This is a genomic window from Corallococcus sp. CA041A (genome assembly GCF_003612075.1).
GTDB lineage: Bacteria > Myxococcota > Myxococcia > Myxococcales > Myxococcaceae > Corallococcus > Corallococcus exiguus.
Genome location: NZ_RAWF01000028.1, coordinates 1 through 14142 on the forward strand (window position 1 = coordinate 1; position 14142 = coordinate 14142).

Genomic DNA, 14142 nt, shown 5'->3' on the forward strand with positions numbered 1-14142 from the left:
CCGTCCCGCCCGTCCTGCCCTCAGACCCAAGAGCAACTGCCGTGCCGTCGCTCAACCCAGCGTTTTCCGAGGGAAGAAACCCTGGAGCACCCCTGCCTCGCAGGGCAGGACTGACTTTCTTTCAGCCCGGCTCCAGGTAGATCCGCCCTCTTTCCTGCCCTCCGGTGCCATGCGCACCCCGGCGCACGTCAGGCGGGGGACGGAGCTGTCCGACGCTGGGACAGCACACCGTCCACGCAGGGGTGGATGTGCGAGGACCTGGGAAGCTTCAGGGATGGTGGGCCCTGACGCGGGGCCGCCCGGGGAGAAGGGGGCCATCCAGGCGTCAGGGTGGGGATTCCGCGGACGGCGCCTGCCTCGAGGGCGGCGCGCATCCGTCACGACTTACACAGCTACTTCGACGGCGGCACCAGGACGAGGATGAGCTCGCCACCCACGTGCTTGCCGGCCTTCTGGTACACGGCGCCCTGACGGCCCAGCTCCACCTCCACGGAGGACTGGTTCGGGATGATGACGCGCAGCGTGGCGCTGCCGTCCTTCATGCCCAGCAGCTGGAGCGACGCGTTCGTCCCGTTGGGGAGCTTCACTTCCGTGGGCTTCTGGGCGCCCACCTCCACGGTGTCCAGCGACATGCGCTTGAAGGAGGTGAAGCTGAAGTTCTGCTTCTGGAACGCCTCCTTCATCTTGTTGAGCTCGGGCGGCTCCACCGCGGTGCCCTTGTTGGAGGCCAGCACCACCTCCACCTGCACCTTCACCTTCTGCTCCTGGGCGGAGGCGACCGCCGGCCCCATCACCAGACCCACGGCGAACAGCAGAGCCAGCACCGCCCACGTCGGCTTCGTCATAGCGCTCCTCCGGTGGGCCGGGGCGGGACGGACGGAGCCGGCGTCGGCTGTCCTCCCTGGCCATCCTGCTCCACGCTCGAATCCTGGGACTCCACCGCGCCCGGCTTCTTCTCCTTCACGGGCTCCGGGGCCTGCTCCTGCTCGTCCACCATCCAGATGATGGAGCCGCCGCCCTCCGTCTCCATCACCACCGGGGCCACGCGGGCGCCCTGGTAGGACTGGATGGACTTCACCGTCATGCGCTCGGCGGCGTAGCCCTCCGGCGCGTTGTCGCGCAGCACCAGCGGCAGGGCCACCAGCATCACCACCGCGGCGGTGGCCAGCGACGAAATCATCGCCGTGCGCTGGTAGAGGAACATCTCCGACAGGGCCAGCCGCATCCGCTCGATGAGGGGCGGCTTCTCCGGCGTCACCCGGGCCATGACCTTCTGGGCGAAGTCCTTGAAGTCGACGTCGTCCACCGCCATGTCCAGGCCGACCCGGAGCAACCCGGACTCGGCGCGCAGGTCCGCCGCGCGGCCCGTGCAATCCCGGCAGGCGGCCAGGTGCCGCTCCACGTTGACGCGCTCCCCAGGAGCGACTTCACCGTCGATGTAGGGAGACAGGAGCGGTACGAAACGCTCACACGCGGGATTTCCGGCCATACTCTTCACCCTGCGGGCTGGTGGGAATTCGTCGGTGGGACGCGACGGGCCCCACGGATATTCGAGGAGGCCTTTCTGGCATCCTCATTCGTTGCCCACTCCGCTCTTGGCTTCGTCCAGCTCCAGATAATCCCCCAGGATTTTCTGCACCTTGGCGCGCGCGTGGAAGAGCCGGCTCATCACCGTGCCCTTGGGGATGTCCAGCGTGCGGGCCAGGTCCTCGTAGGACATTCCCTCGATTTCGCGCAGCAGGAGGATGGCGCGGTGCTTCTCCGGCACCGTGGCCAGGGCCTCCTGGATCTTCTCCGCCAGCTCCTTGCGCAGGGCGCTCTTCTGGGGATTGGTCCCCAGGCGGCTGCCGAGCGCGCCGATGCGGGCTTCGGAGAGGTCCACTTCCTGCGTCTCGTCGAACTCCACGGCCTCGCCGCCGCCGCGGCGCTTGCGCAGCACGTCGATGCAGATGTTGGACGTGATGCGGTAGAGCCACGTGTAGAAGGACGCGTCGCCCTTGAAGTGGTCCAGGTACTTGTAGACCTTGACGAACGCCTCCTGAGAGACGTCCATCGCCTCCTCCTTGTCCTTCAGCATTCCGAGCGCGACGGCATACACCTTGCGCTGGTAACGCTCGACGAGGAGCTTGAAGGCGCGCTGGTCCCCGCTGCGGACGCGCTTGACGAGTGTGAGGTCGTCGGTGGCCAAGTGCGCGGCACCGTAGCACAAGCCGCGCCAACCCCAAGGCTTTCGACGCGCCCCGTCGCTCCTAGAGGGAGCTGACGAGCGCGATGGCCGCCAGGGCCAGGCCCACCATGGCCAGCACCGCCCCGAAAATCATGCGGTCCCACTGGGCCTGGGTGACGGCGGAGTCCTCCGTGTCCTCCCCGGCCCGGAAGGTGTGGAGCACGTTCCAGAACATGCGGCCGCCCAGCCGGCGGTCGCTGCCATGGCGGTCGCGGGGGTCGTCGTTCTGGAGGGGGTGCCCCTGGGCGTCCCGGCGCACGAAGGTGCCGGGCAGGGGGTGGTAGAGGCCGGGGGTGAGCGGGGCGGCCTGCTCGGAGTGGCGCACGTCGGGCGGGGGCTCCAGCCGGACGGCGTCCGCGCGCTCGCGGGCCTCCTCGGGGGTGGGCGCGTCCATCACCCACATCCCGGCCTCCACGCCGCTCTGCCCGGTGTGGGCATCCTGGAGGTGGGCGAAGCCCTGGTCCTTGAGGGCCTGCTCGAAGGCGGCCTTGCCCTCCGCGGCGGGAGGGTGCGCCGCGGCGGCCTCCGCGTAGGCGGCGAAGAAAACCCACAGGCGGGCCACCCGGTCCGACGAGGGCAGCGACGAGGGCCGCACCTGCGCGGACAGGAGCGCCCCGTCCGACGCGAAGCGCTTGCCCACCGCGAGGTGGCTCTCCAGGTCGTTCAGGTCGGACGGGATGAGCGACTCCACGTCCAGCACCGGCCCGCGCGCCTCGCCCGCGCCCAGGTAGGGGCTGGCGGTGGTGGGCACGGAGCCGGGCGTGCGGAAGCCGTCGCCGCCCTTGCGCCGGGGCGTCTGGGTGGCCGCGCCGGAGGACTCGAAGCCCGTGCCGGCGTCCGCGCGAGGGGCCCGACCCGTCCCGTCGGAGCGAGGGCCCCGGTTGGGAATGTCGACGCGGACCGAACGGGGGCCCACGTCGCCACCCTCCGGAGAGGCGCCGGCCTCCGTCCCTTCGCCGCCGGGGAGGCCGGGCTCGCCGGGCTCCGCGCCAGACTCCAACGGCGCGCCACCATCGGCTTCCGGCGGAAGCCCCACGGGCGGGGAGCCGATGCGGGTGCGGTCGCCGGACGAGGTGGTGGGGGTGGAGGTCTCCATCCCGTCATCGCGGAACGGAGACGCTGGCGATGGGCCCGTCGGCGCAGAGGAGCCACCGCCGGAGCGGGGCCCACCAGAGCCGGGAGGACCTCCTGCGCGGGGGCCGCGGATGTCGCCGACGTTTCCCATCACGAAGGATTCTCTCACAACGAGAACCCCGAGTTGCATGGGGGGCTACTCCCCCTCGCGCTCCACCTCCACGGGGCTGGTCATTCCGTTGGCATCCAGACGGACGCGGTACACGGCGTTGAGGCCGTCGCCATCTTCGTCCACGCGGGCGAGGCAGGACACCTCGGGTTCACCCACGGGGCTCTCCTCCGCCCGCACCTCGTATTGGAGGTGAACGATGGGGCCCGGGTCGAAGCCGATGCGGTGGAAGTCCTCGTGGTCCTGCGGGAAGGGCACGCCCTCGCCATGTCGAGGCACGGGCGCGGGATAGGGCGCGATGGGCACGTAGTCGCCGTGCTCGTCCCGGAAGGCCTGCACCGCGTCGCACAGGGCCAGCACCTGGACGCGGGCCTCATTGGCCACCCGCTCCGGCGACGCGCGGCTCCGGCCCGACGCCCCCATGATGGGCAGGTAGGCGATGTACAGGCAGCTCATGGCCACGGCGAGGAACACCGTGACCGCGACGCCCAGGCGCACCGCGAGGTTGCGGGGGCGCGCGGGGCCGGGCTCCGGAGCCGAGGACATCAGGCCCACTCCCGGGGATTGCGCAGCACCTCCACCAGCCGGCCTTCGGGCGTGCCGGGCTCCGGGTGGTAGTCGTAGCGCCAGCGCACGCGCGGCGGCAGCGACATGAGGATGGACTCCGTGCGCCCCTGCGTCTCCAGGCCGAAGATGGTGCCCCGGTCGTAGACGAGGTTGAACTCCACGTAGCGGCCCCGGCGCACCTCCTGCCAGTAGCGCTGCTCCTCCGTCACCGGCGTGTCCTTGTGCTTCCGCGCGATGGGCAGGTACGCGGGGATGAAGCTGTTGCCGCACGCCTGCACGAACGCGAACTCGCGCTCCAGGTCACCGCCCATGTTCTCGAAGAAGATGCCGCCCAGGCCGCGCGCCTCGCCCCGGTGGCGCAGGTGGAAGTACGAGTCGCACGCGGCCTTGAAGCGCGGGTAGTACGTGGGGTCGTGCGCGTCGCACGCGGCCTTGTGCGCGCGGTGGAAGTGCGCCGCGTCCGCTTCGTCCAGGTAGTACGGCGTCAGGTCCGCGCCGCCGCCGAACCACGCGCGCCCGCCCTGGTGGATGAAGCGGTAGTTGGCGTGCACCGTGGGCACATGCGGGCTCTTCGGGTGCAGCACCAGCGACAGGCCACCGGCCCAGAAGGTGCGCCCCTCGCCCTGGAGCTTCCTGGCGAAGGCCTCCTCCAATTCGCCATGGACGATGGAGATGTTGACGCCCGCCTTCTCCAGGACGGCGCCATCCTCCAACACGCGGCTGCGGCCGCCACCGCCTCCAGGGCGGCTCCACGCGTCCTCGCGGAAGCGGCCCTGGCCGTCCAGTTCCTCCAGCGCTCCGCAGATGTCGTCCTGGAGCTTCTGGATGAAGGCGGCCATGCGCCCCTTCAAACCCTCCACATCCACCGTCGCCGTCATGCCCGTTGTCTCCCTGTCGCGGGTTGAACGGGCAGACACACTACTAAGGGCCCTGGGCGGACGGGGCCTCGAAGTCCACGGGAGGCGTGGATGGCGCCAGGTTGCCCGCTGCATCGAAGGCCTCGATGCGCGCGCGATAGCTGCGCCCGTCCTCTAGAGAGAAGGCCCCACCGCAGGCCTCATGGCCCAGATAAGCCGTATTGCCTTGCACGGGCAGCAGGTACTGCTGGGGAGAGATGCCCAGCCGGCGCGGCGACAGCTTCACCACCAGGAAAGCGGGGCTCTCCTCGCGTAGCGCCAGGTTGAGCTTCACGAAGCGCGCGATGCCCTGGGGCGAGCGGCGCACGAAGCCTTCCGAGACCGCAGGGCGCTTCACCCATTTAGGTGCCTTGGCGTCCGGCCCCTTGCCGCTCAGCCATGACGGCTGCGCGCCCACCTGGCCGTTGAGGAGGGCGATGTTGGGGAGCACCTCCTGCAGGTTCAGGAAGTAGCGCTTGTCCGGCTGCATCGGCTCCGCCAGCTTGAGGATGATGGTGGCGCGGCCCAGGGAGCTCTCCCAGCCCTTGGTGACCTTGAGCTTCACCTCGTGGTCGGTGGAGACCAGCTTCAGCGGCTTGCCCACCAGTCCCAGCACCGGCGACTTCGCGGTGCCCACGCCTTCCAGCAGGATGCGCATGTTGGTGGGGACGATGCCGCCGGGCGCGGGATACAGCTGCACTCCGTCCCCGGTGCACTGGGCGGAGGCGTTGGCGGCGGACAACAGGGCAGCGGCGAACACGAGGGCTCGGAACACGATGCCGCTCAGTGTGCGCCGGGAAAGGCCGCGAGGGAAAGTCCCGGCGGCTCCTGCCCTTCAGTGCTTGGGGCCTTCGTCCTCGCCCAGGGTGATGGCGCCGAAGCGCGCTTCGTAGCGTTGCACGTTTTCCTGGAGTGCCTTCAAGAGCCGCTTGGCGTGGCGCGGGCTGGTGATGATGCGCGAGCGGACGCGGGCCAGGGGCTGCTGAGGTTGGACATAGAGGAAGTCCAACACGAACTCCGAGTCCGTGTGATTCGTCAGGACCAGGTTGCTGTACTGGCCATTGGACACCTCTTCGGTCATCTGCACCTGGAGCTGCACTTCAGGGGGCTTCGTCGGAGTGTCGGCCATGAGTCAGGCGGCATAGCGCCTGGGGCCCGTCGTGGCCAGTGTCCTCCCCGTGAGCACGCGCTGGCGCGACATCGACGGAGAGTCCACCGCGCCCTTCACGCTGGGGCGGGGGCCGGACGCCTGCCTGCTCCTGCATGGATTCACCGGCAGTCCCTGGGAGGTGCGTCCCCTGGGTGAGGCCCTGGCGGCGCGGGGGATGCGCGTGGTGGCGCCCAGGCTTCCGGGCCACGGCACCACGCCGGAGGCGATGCTGGGCGTGGACTTCCGCGACTGGCAGGCCTGCGCGGACGAGGCGCTGGCGTCGCTCTCCGGACACCGTCGCGTGTTCGTCGCCGGACTGTCCATGGGTGCGCTCCTGGCGCTGCGGTTGGCCGCGCATCAACCGGAATCCGTGCACGCGCTCGCGCTGGTGGCGCCCGCGGTGCGCTTCCGGGGCGCGCGCATGGCGCTGGTGAGACAGCTGTGCCGCACGCCGCTGCTCGAATGGACCACGCCGTGGGTGGACAAGGGCGGCACGGACATCTCCGACCCGGAGGTGCTGGCGAAGGCGCCAGTGCTGCCCGCGTTCCCGGTGGCCCGGCTGCGCGACCTGTGCAGGCTGCAGGACCTGGCGCTGGCGGACGCGCCCCGGGTGCGCTGCCCGGTGCTGGTGGCCACCGCGGAGCAGGACCACGTGGTGGATCCGGAGGGCGGACGCTGGCTCGCGCGGCGGATGAAGGCGTGTCCCCAGGTGCGGCACGTGGCCTATCCGGAGGGCTTCCACATCATCCCGCGCGACGTGAGCGGTGCGCGGCTCGCCCGGGAGGTGGGGGACTTCCTCCAGCCGTGGCGCGCGGAGGAGGACTTCAGGAGCCGACCGGATTGGCCGGAGCAAGACGCGCCACCGCCGTGAGCAACTCCACCGCGTCGAGCGGCTTGGTGACGAAGGCGCTGAAGCCCGCGCGAAGGGCGCGGTCGCGGTCCTCGCGGCGCGCGGCGGCGGTGACGGCGAGCGCGGGCACACCGCCTCCGGACTCCCAGGGCAGCGCGCGCAGCCGGTACAGGAGCGAATAGCCGTCCTCGCCGGCCAGCGTCACGTCCGTCACCAGCACCGTGGGCGGAGAGCGGCGCACCTCGTCCATGGCGTCGGTGACGTTGGTAGCGGTGAGCACGTGGGCGCCCACGCGGGTGAGCAGCACGGACATCCACTCGCGCGCGTCCGGCTGGCCATCCACCACCAGCACGCGCTGGCCCTCCAGCTCCGGGAAGCGCGGCAGCGTCAGGCCCTCCACGGGGCGCGGCACGCGCAAGGAGCCCGGGGCCGTGCCCACGCGCGAGTTGGGCAGCACGACCGTGAACGTGGCGCCCCTCCCCAGCCCTTCGCTGACGGCCGTCACGGTGCCTCCGTGCAGCTCCACCAGGTGCCGCACGATGGACAGGCCCAGGCCCAGGCCGCCGTGCTGGCGGCTCACACCGGTGTCCGCCTGATGGAAGCGCTGGAAGAGGAAGGGAAGGAAGTCAGTGGGGATGCCCTCGCCGTCGTCGCGCACCACCAACTCCGCGCCCTCGTCGCACGTGCGCGCGGACACCGTCACGTGGCCGCCGTGCGGAGTGAACTTGATGGCGTTGGAGAGCAGGTTCCACACCACCTGCTGCAAGCGGTCCGGGTCGCCGAACAGCGGCACGCCATCCTCGTCCACGGAGACATCGAGCGTCAGCTCGCGCGCGAGCGCCGTGGGCCTGACGGCATCCAGCGCCGCCTCCACCACGTGGCCCAATTCCAGCGGCACCGGCTCCAGGCGCAAGCGGCCGTTGGCGATGCGGCTGATGTCGAGCAGGTCCTCGATGAGCTGTCTTTGCGCGCGGGCGTTGCGCTCGATGGCCTCCACCGCGCGCTGTCGTTTGTCCTCGCCCAGCAGGCCCTGCCGCAGCATCTGCGACCAGCCGAGGATGGACGTGAGCGGCGTGCGCAGCTCATGGGACACCGTGGCGAGGAACGCATCCTTGGCGCGGCTGGCGGCCTCCGCGACGCTCCGGGCCGCGCGCTCCTCGTCGTACAGGCGCGCGCGGTCCAGCGCCTGCGCGCACAGGCGGCCCACCGTCAGCAGGAAGGCACGCTCCGGCGCGTCGAAGTCGCGCGCATCGCCGAAGCCCAGGCCCAGCGCGCCGAACACGCGCCCACCGCTCACCAGCGGCACGGACGCCCAGGCCAACAGGGTCCGCTCACGAGACAGCTGCGCGAGCCTCGGGTAGCGCGCCATGCACTCCGTCCACGAGCCCAGCGCGCAGGGCTCGCGGGTGCGCGTCACGTCCGTGAGGGGACAGGTCGCGGAGACCTCGAAGCGCTGCCAGCCCTCCAGCTCACCGGGAGCGAAGCCATGCGCGGCGGCGCGCTCGAAGACGTCCAGGCTCGTCCCTTCTGGCACCACCACCAGGCCGGTGAGGGCCCCCATGGCGAGGGCGCCTTCGCGAGCGGCCACCTCCACCACTTGCGCGGGGGTGAGCGCTTCGGAGAGCGCGGCGGTCATCGCCTGGAGGCGTTCGGTGCGCCAGGCCGCGGTGGTCCACGCGGCGCGGCGGGTGCTCACGAGCTCCGTCACGTCCACCGCGAAGGCGAGCACGCCCTCCACCTTCCCCTGCGCGTCGCGGCGCGGCAGCAGGGACAGGTTGAAGAAGAGCTCCTCGTCCGCGGGGCACGCGCGGGCGGATGCCTCGCGCAGGTGCAGGGCTTCTCCGGTGGCGAAGACGCGATCCCAGGCCTCGTGCCAGCCGGGGCCTTCCAGTTGGGGGCAGGCCTCGCGCAGGGGGATGCCCACCTGGCCTCGCGTGTCGAGCAGCGGCAGGCGCGTGGAGGTGCTGAACTCGATGTGGTGGCCGGGGCCGCGGTAGAGGCCAAAGAAGGCAGGGAGCTGCTGAAGCAGCTCATGCAGCGGCGGGGGCACACTGCCGGACGCCGCCACCCACCCGGCCTGGGCTTCATTCATGTGTGGCCCCCCCTACCCCGCGGAAGGCAAGGCTTCCGGCGAGGAGAGGTGGACATCAAACACCGGGACGTGTCGGCACGCACGAAAAGCAACCCGGACAACCTGCCGGGTGTCATGGGCTGAGCGCTCCCTGGCGCTGCTGGCGTCCAGTAGCGGGCATCCCTCCCGGTTGGGCGGGGAAACGCTCCCGGATGCCGGGCATCGGCTATGTCGGATGCCCGGCATGCCTTCTTCTCCTCCCGATTCGCGGCCCCTCGTCGAACTGCGCGGCGTCACCAAGTCCTACGCGGAAGGCGATTCCGTGCGCGAGGTGCTCTCCGGCACATCGCTCGCCCTGCACCGGGGCGAGTTCGTGGTGCTGCTGGGCCGCAGCGGCTCCGGCAAGTCCACGCTGCTCAACCTCATCAGCGGCATCGACCAGGCGACGCACGGTGAAATCCTGGTGGAGGGCCGCGACCTGGGGCGCATGCCGGAGCGGGACCGCACGCTGCTGCGCCGCGAGCGCGTCGGCTTCATCTTCCAGGCGTTCAACCTGCTGCCCACGCTGACGGTGGAGGAGAACGTGCGGCTGCCACTGGAGCTGCTCGGCCGCTCGAGCGCCGAGGCCAGCGCGCGGGCGAGGGAGCTGCTGGAACGGGTGGGCTTGGGAACGCGCGCGAACAGCTTCCCGGACCGGCTCTCCGGCGGAGAACAGCAGCGCGTGGCGGTGGCGCGAGCCCTGGCCCACGCCCCGCCGCTGCTGCTGGCGGACGAACCCACGGGCAACCTGGACGAGGAGACGGGCGGCCAGGTGTTGGACCTGCTGGAAGGGCTCACGCGGCAGGGCAACGCGTGCGCGCTCATCGTCACGCACGAGCCCGCGATGGCGGAGCGCGCGGACCGAGTGCTGACGATGGAGAACGGACGCCTGGTGGAGCGCCCCGGCGGCGCGCGCGGACGGGGGACGCCATGAGGGCGCTGCTCGCACGCTCCAGCCTGCGGCACCTGGGCGGACACCCGTGGCTCACGGCGCTGTCGCTCCTGGGCATCGCGATGGGCGTGGCGGTGGTGGTGTCCATCGACCTGGCGAGCGGCAGCGCGCTGCGAGCGTTCGAGCAATCCACGGACGTCGTCGCGGGCCGCGCCACGCACCAGATCACTGGAGGCACCTCCGGTCTGCCGGAGGGCGTCTACACAGCGCTGAAGCTGCGGCCGGACTCACCAGACGCGGCGCCCGTGGTGCAGGGCTTCGTGCAAGTGGAGGGCGGCAACCACCGCACGCTCACGCTGCTGGGACTGGATCCGTTCGCGGAGGCCCCCTTCCGGGACTTCTCCAGCGGGGGCGCGGTGGGGGACGTCGGCACGCTGCTCACGCGGCCCGGCACGGTGGTGATGGGCGCGAAGACGGCGCGGAGCCTGGGCGTGAAGGCCGGGGACACGCTGCAGGTGATGGTGACGGGGCTTCGCCGGGAGCTGCGCGTATCTGCCCTGCTGACGCCTTCGCAGGAGACGACGGAGCGCGCGCTGGAATCGCTGCTCATCGCGGACATCTCCACCGCGCAGGAGGTGCTGGGCCAGGAGGGCCGGCTGACGCGCGTGGACCTGCGCTTGAAGGGCGGCGAGGCGCAGGCCGCGGCGCTGAAGGCCACGCTGCCGCCGGGCGCGGAGCTGGTCCAGACGTCCGGGCGCGCGGGCACGGTGGAGCAGATGACGCGGGCGTTCCGAACCAACCTCACCGCGCTGTCGCTGCTGGCGCTCGTGGTGGGGATGTTCCTCATCTACAACACGATGACGTTCTCCGTGGTGCAGCGGCGCGGGATGCTGGGCCGGCTGCGCGCGGTGGGCGTGACGCGAGGCGAGCTGTTCGCGGTGGTGCTGGGCGAAGCCCTGCTCCTGGGAATGGTGGGCACCGCGGCGGGGCTGCTCCTTGGCATCCTGATGGCCAGCGGACTGGTGGGCCTCATCACCCGCACCATCAACGACCTGTACTTCGTGGTGAACGTGCGGCGTCTGTCCTTGGAACCGTTCACGCTCATCAAGGGCCTGAGCCTGGGCCTGGGCGCGACGGTGCTGGCGGCGCTCGTCCCCGCGTGGGAGGCGGCGCGAGCGGCACCGGTGACAGCGCTGCGGCGCTCGACGGTGGAGGACGTGTCGCGCAACCGGGCGCCCCGGCTGGCGGTGCTGGGGTTGATCATCCTGGCCCTCTCGGCGGCGGTGCTCGCGTGGCCCACGCAGGCGCTGATGCCGGCGTATGCGGGGCTCTTCGGCGTGCTGCTGGGCAGCGCGCTGCTGGTGCCTTGGGTGACGGAGAAGCTGACGGTGGCGGCGGCGCGGCCGCTGGGCGCGATGTTCGGTCCACTGGGACGCATGGCGGCCCGAGGCGTGACGGCGAGCCTGTCGCGCACGGCGGTGGCGCTGGCGGCGCTGATGGTCGCGGTGGCGACGACGGTGGGCGTGGGCCTGATGGTGTCCAGCTTCCGAGGCACGGTGGCGGCGTGGCTGGAGTCCGCGTTGCAGGCGGACGTGTTCGTGTCACCGCCGTCACTGGTGGCGCGGCGCGGGGATTCGTCGCTGGTGCCGGGGCTCGCGGAGAAGCTGCGGTCCACGCCCGGCGTCGAGGCGAGCGGATCCATCCGCGTTATCCACGTGCGCATCAACGACGTGGACACGGACCTGCTGGCGGTGGACTTCGCGAAGGGCCACGAGCGGACGTACCGCTTCAAGGAAGGGCGCGCGGAGGACGTGTGGCGACAACTGGACGCGTCACCGGACGCGCTCATCGTGTCGGAGCCCTTCGCGTTCCACCGGGGCGTTCACGCAGGCGACACGCTGCGAGTCGCCACCGACAAGGGGCCGCACGACTTCCGCGTGGCGGGCGTGTACTTCGACTATGGCTCGGACGTGGGGACGGTGCTGATGCCGCGTGCCACGTATGAGCACTGGTACGAGGACCGGGGCGTGTCCGGCCTGTCCCTCTTCGCCGCGCCCGGACAGGACGTGGACGAACTGGTGGCCCGCGTGCGCGACCGCGCGGGCGGTGAGCAGGCCTTGAACGTGCGCGCGAACCGGGCGCTGCGGCAGGCGTCGATGGAGGTGTTCGACCGCACCTTCACCATCACGCAGGTGCTGCGCTTGCTGGCGATTGGCGTCGCGTTCGTGGGCGTGCTGAGCGCGCTGATGTCGTTGCAGTTGGAGCGGGCGCGCGAGTTCGCGGTGCTGCGCGCGACGGGGCTCACGCCGGGACAACTGTGGGGCATGGTGTCGTTGCAGACGGGCCTGCTGGGCTTGCTCGCGGGGCTGTTCTCCGTGCCGCTGGGGTTGGCATTGGCCTACGTGCTGGTGCACGTCATCAACCAGCGCTCGTTCGGGTGGACGTTGCAGCTGGTGGTGGCGCCGGGCGTGGTGGGACAGGCGCTGGTGCTGGCCCTGGTGGCAGCGGCGCTCGCGGGACTGTACCCGGCGTGGCGCATGGCGCGCGCGAACCCGGCCATGGCGCTGCGGGAGGAGTGAGGCATGGGGCGGGGACTCGTCATCGGGGTGGTGTTGGTGCTCGCCGCGCTGGGCGTGGCGGTGGGCGTGGTGCTGCGGGACACGGAGGACACCGGGCCCGCGAACACAGGCGGCATGACGGTCGCGTCCGCGATGGGCGGAGACGGCGGCACGGAGGGCTACGCGCGCGCGATGGAGCCCCGGCCCTTCCACTTCCCGGAGGACCACGGCCCCCACCCCGACTTCCGCACCGAGTGGTGGTACTGGACAGGAAATCTAGAGACGCAGGACGGGCGCGCCTTCGGCTACCAGTTCACGCTGTTCCGCAGCGCGCTGTCGCCAGAGCAGCCGCAGCGTGAGTCCAGCTGGGGCACGCGGCAGGTGTTCATGGGGCACTTCACGCTCACGGACGTGAGCGCCGGGAAGTTCCACGTCACCGAGCGCTTCAGCCGCGCGGCGCAGGGGCTTGCGGGCGCGGACGGGGCGCCCTTCCATGTCTGGCTTCAGGACTGGGACGTGCGCAGCGAAGGCACGGGCGGCACGTGGCCCATGCACCTGCGCGCGCAGGGCGACGGAGTGACGCTGGAGCTGACGCTGGACGAGGGCAAGCCGCCGGTGCTCCAGGGTGACAAGGGTTTGAGCCAGAAGGGCGCGGAGCGGGGCAACGCGTCCTACTACTACTCGATGTCGCGCATGCCTTCGCGGGGCACGGTGTCGGTGGATGGGCAGACGGTGCAGGTGAAGGGCGAGAGCTGGATGGACCGCGAGTGGAGCACCAGCGCGCTGAGCGGCGACCAGGTGGGCTGGGACTGGTTCGCGCTCCAGTTCACCGACGGCAGCGAGTTGATGCTCTACCAACTGCGCAAGAAGGACGGGTCGAAGGACGCCTTCAGCGCGGGCACGTACATCCCCGCGACGGGTGAGGCCGTGCACCTGACCGCCGATGACATGCAGTTGGAGCCCCGGGGCACCTGGAAGAGTCCGCGCGGCGGCGAGTACCCGGCGGGCTGGCGCGTCCAGGTCCCCAAGGTATCGCTGGAGCTGACCGTGACGCCGAAGCTGCCGGACCAGGAGCTGCCGGTGCTGGTGCGCTACTGGGAGGGCGCGGTGACCGTGGACGGCACGCGCGAGGGCCAGCCCGTGCAGGGGCGCGGCTACCTGGAGATGACCGGGTACGCGGATGTGCCCCGGAGCGATGAGACCGTGCGCAGCCGCACGCCGTGACTCAGCCCCGGGCGGCCCGATTCACCTGGAGGGCATGGGCTTCCTTCAGGTACGGGCGCAGCAGCCGGAGTGTTTCGTGGCTGGGGTTGAGCACGCTCAGCCAGAACATCCGCGAATAGGCCGGGTGCGGTAGGAGCACGTCCAGATCCGTGTAGTCCACGCGCGGGTCGAGCACCGGGAACAGCTTCTGGAAGCTCTCCTTGCTCAAGCCCAGGTTCAGCCGGAACACCTCATCGCGGTCCAGCTCCGAGTGATGGTCGAACTCGGTGTCCCGCGTGACGATGGTCGCGAAGGGATGCTTCCGCTCGTCCCCCGCGAAGAAGAAGAGGTCCGGCGTGGAGGTGTCCATGTGCACGTCCTTGAACGCATCCTGGATGTACTCCGCCAGCGCTTCCAGGCTGATGGCTCCTGTCATGGCGCACTCC

At 70.9% G+C, this 14142-nt stretch carries 14 protein-coding genes; 4 read left to right on the plus strand and 10 right to left on the minus strand.

Annotated elements, in window-relative coordinates; translation table 11 throughout:
- Positions 1–392: 392 nt before the first annotated feature.
- From D7V77_RS07725 to D7V77_RS07760, 8 genes are all read right to left on the minus strand, one after another.
- A complete protein-coding gene (locus D7V77_RS07725) occupies positions 393–845 on the minus strand; it encodes a hypothetical protein (RefSeq protein WP_120575622.1) in 453 nt (150 codons plus the stop codon).
- The gene (locus D7V77_RS07730; protein ID WP_120575623.1) at positions 842–1489 is read right to left on the minus strand and encodes an anti-sigma factor; all 648 of its coding nucleotides are present in this window, start codon (positions 1487–1489) and stop codon (positions 842–844) included. Before D7V77_RS07730 ends, D7V77_RS07725 begins: the two co-directional genes overlap by 4 nt.
- Positions 1490–1573: 84 nt before the next feature.
- Positions 1574–2188: an RNA polymerase sigma factor gene (locus D7V77_RS07735; RefSeq protein ID WP_120575660.1), complete on the minus strand. Its 615-nt coding sequence runs from the start codon at positions 2186–2188 to the stop codon at positions 1574–1576.
- Between the two features lie 61 nt (positions 2189–2249).
- Entirely contained in the window at positions 2250–3323 is a 1074-nt protein-coding gene (locus tag D7V77_RS07740) for an Immediate early protein ICP0 (protein WP_233596751.1), read from the minus strand.
- A gap of 174 nt (positions 3324–3497) precedes the next feature.
- A complete protein-coding gene (locus D7V77_RS07745; protein ID WP_199733751.1) occupies positions 3498–4016 on the minus strand; it encodes a hypothetical protein in 519 nt (172 codons plus the stop codon).
- A complete protein-coding gene (hemF, locus tag D7V77_RS07750; RefSeq protein WP_120575624.1) occupies positions 4016–4915 on the minus strand; it encodes an oxygen-dependent coproporphyrinogen oxidase in 900 nt (299 codons plus the stop codon). Before hemF ends, D7V77_RS07745 begins: the two co-directional genes overlap by 1 nt.
- 43 nt (positions 4916–4958) lie before the next feature.
- Positions 4959–5708, minus strand: coding sequence for a hypothetical protein (locus D7V77_RS07755; protein WP_233591308.1), 750 nt, complete (start codon positions 5706–5708; stop codon positions 4959–4961).
- 60 nt (positions 5709–5768) lie between these two features.
- Positions 5769–6062 (minus strand): DUF3467 domain-containing protein, encoded by a 294-nt coding sequence (locus D7V77_RS07760; protein ID WP_120575625.1) that lies wholly within the window; start codon positions 6060–6062, stop codon positions 5769–5771.
- 70 nt (positions 6063–6132) lie between these two features.
- Here D7V77_RS07760 and D7V77_RS07765 point away from each other — a divergent pair, with 70 nt between their 5' ends.
- Positions 6133–6954 (plus strand): carboxylesterase, encoded by an 822-nt coding sequence (locus D7V77_RS07765; RefSeq protein WP_120575663.1) that lies wholly within the window; start codon positions 6133–6135, stop codon positions 6952–6954.
- Here the strand turns inward: D7V77_RS07765 and D7V77_RS07770 are convergent.
- On the minus strand, positions 6908–9025 hold the full coding sequence (locus D7V77_RS07770) for an ATP-binding protein (protein ID WP_120575626.1): 2118 nt from the start codon (positions 9023–9025) through the stop codon (positions 6908–6910). The genes D7V77_RS07765 and D7V77_RS07770 overlap by 47 nt on opposite strands.
- A 223-nt stretch (positions 9026–9248) precedes the next feature.
- Here D7V77_RS07770 and D7V77_RS07775 point away from each other — a divergent pair, with 223 nt between their 5' ends.
- Genes D7V77_RS07775 through D7V77_RS07785 form a run of 3 tightly spaced genes read left to right on the plus strand, consistent with a single transcriptional unit; the run spans position 9249 to position 13717 of the window.
- Complete coding sequence (locus D7V77_RS07775) at positions 9249–9977, plus strand: ABC transporter ATP-binding protein (RefSeq protein ID WP_120575664.1); 729 nt, start codon at positions 9249–9251, stop codon at positions 9975–9977.
- Positions 9974–12514, plus strand: a complete 2541-nt coding sequence (locus tag D7V77_RS07780) for an FtsX-like permease family protein (protein WP_120575627.1) — start codon at positions 9974–9976, stop codon at positions 12512–12514. Before D7V77_RS07775 ends, D7V77_RS07780 begins: the two co-directional genes overlap by 4 nt.
- A gap of 3 nt (positions 12515–12517) precedes the next feature.
- On the plus strand, positions 12518–13717 hold the full coding sequence (locus tag D7V77_RS07785) for a lipocalin-like domain-containing protein (RefSeq protein WP_120575628.1): 1200 nt from the start codon (positions 12518–12520) through the stop codon (positions 13715–13717).
- 1 nt (position 13718) lies between these two features.
- Here the strand turns inward: D7V77_RS07785 and D7V77_RS07790 are convergent, their stop codons facing one another.
- Complete coding sequence (locus D7V77_RS07790) at positions 13719–14132, minus strand: DUF6194 family protein (protein WP_120575629.1); 414 nt, start codon at positions 14130–14132, stop codon at positions 13719–13721.
- Positions 14133–14142: the final 10 nt, after the last annotated feature.

Bases quoted from the DNA above. Each gene is read 5' to 3' on its own strand.
- D7V77_RS07725 (WP_120575622.1), bottom strand. From the start codon at position 845: ATGACGAAGCCGACGTGGGCGGTGCTGGCTCTGCTGTTCGCCGTGGGT.
- D7V77_RS07730 (WP_120575623.1), bottom strand. From the start codon at position 1,489: ATGGCCGGAAATCCCGCGTGTGAGCGTTTCGTACCGCTCCTGTCTCCC.
- D7V77_RS07740 (WP_233596751.1), bottom strand. From the start codon at position 3,323: ATGGAGACCTCCACCCCCACCACCTCGTCCGGCGACCGCACCCGCATC.
- D7V77_RS07745 (WP_199733751.1), bottom strand. From the start codon at position 4,016: ATGTCCTCGGCTCCGGAGCCCGGCCCCGCGCGCCCCCGCAACCTCGCG.
- hemF (WP_120575624.1), bottom strand. From the start codon at position 4,915: ATGACGGCGACGGTGGATGTGGAGGGTTTGAAGGGGCGCATGGCCGCC.
- D7V77_RS07760 (WP_120575625.1), bottom strand. From the start codon at position 6,062: ATGGCCGACACTCCGACGAAGCCCCCTGAAGTGCAGCTCCAGGTGCAG.
- D7V77_RS07770 (WP_120575626.1), bottom strand. From the start codon at position 9,025: ATGAATGAAGCCCAGGCCGGGTGGGTGGCGGCGTCCGGCAGTGTGCCC.
- D7V77_RS07775 (WP_120575664.1), top strand. From the start codon at position 9,249: ATGCCTTCTTCTCCTCCCGATTCGCGGCCCCTCGTCGAACTGCGCGGC.
- D7V77_RS07780 (WP_120575627.1), top strand. From the start codon at position 9,974: ATGAGGGCGCTGCTCGCACGCTCCAGCCTGCGGCACCTGGGCGGACAC.
- D7V77_RS07785 (WP_120575628.1), top strand. From the start codon at position 12,518: ATGGGGCGGGGACTCGTCATCGGGGTGGTGTTGGTGCTCGCCGCGCTG.
- D7V77_RS07790 (WP_120575629.1), bottom strand. From the start codon at position 14,132: ATGACAGGAGCCATCAGCCTGGAAGCGCTGGCGGAGTACATCCAGGAT.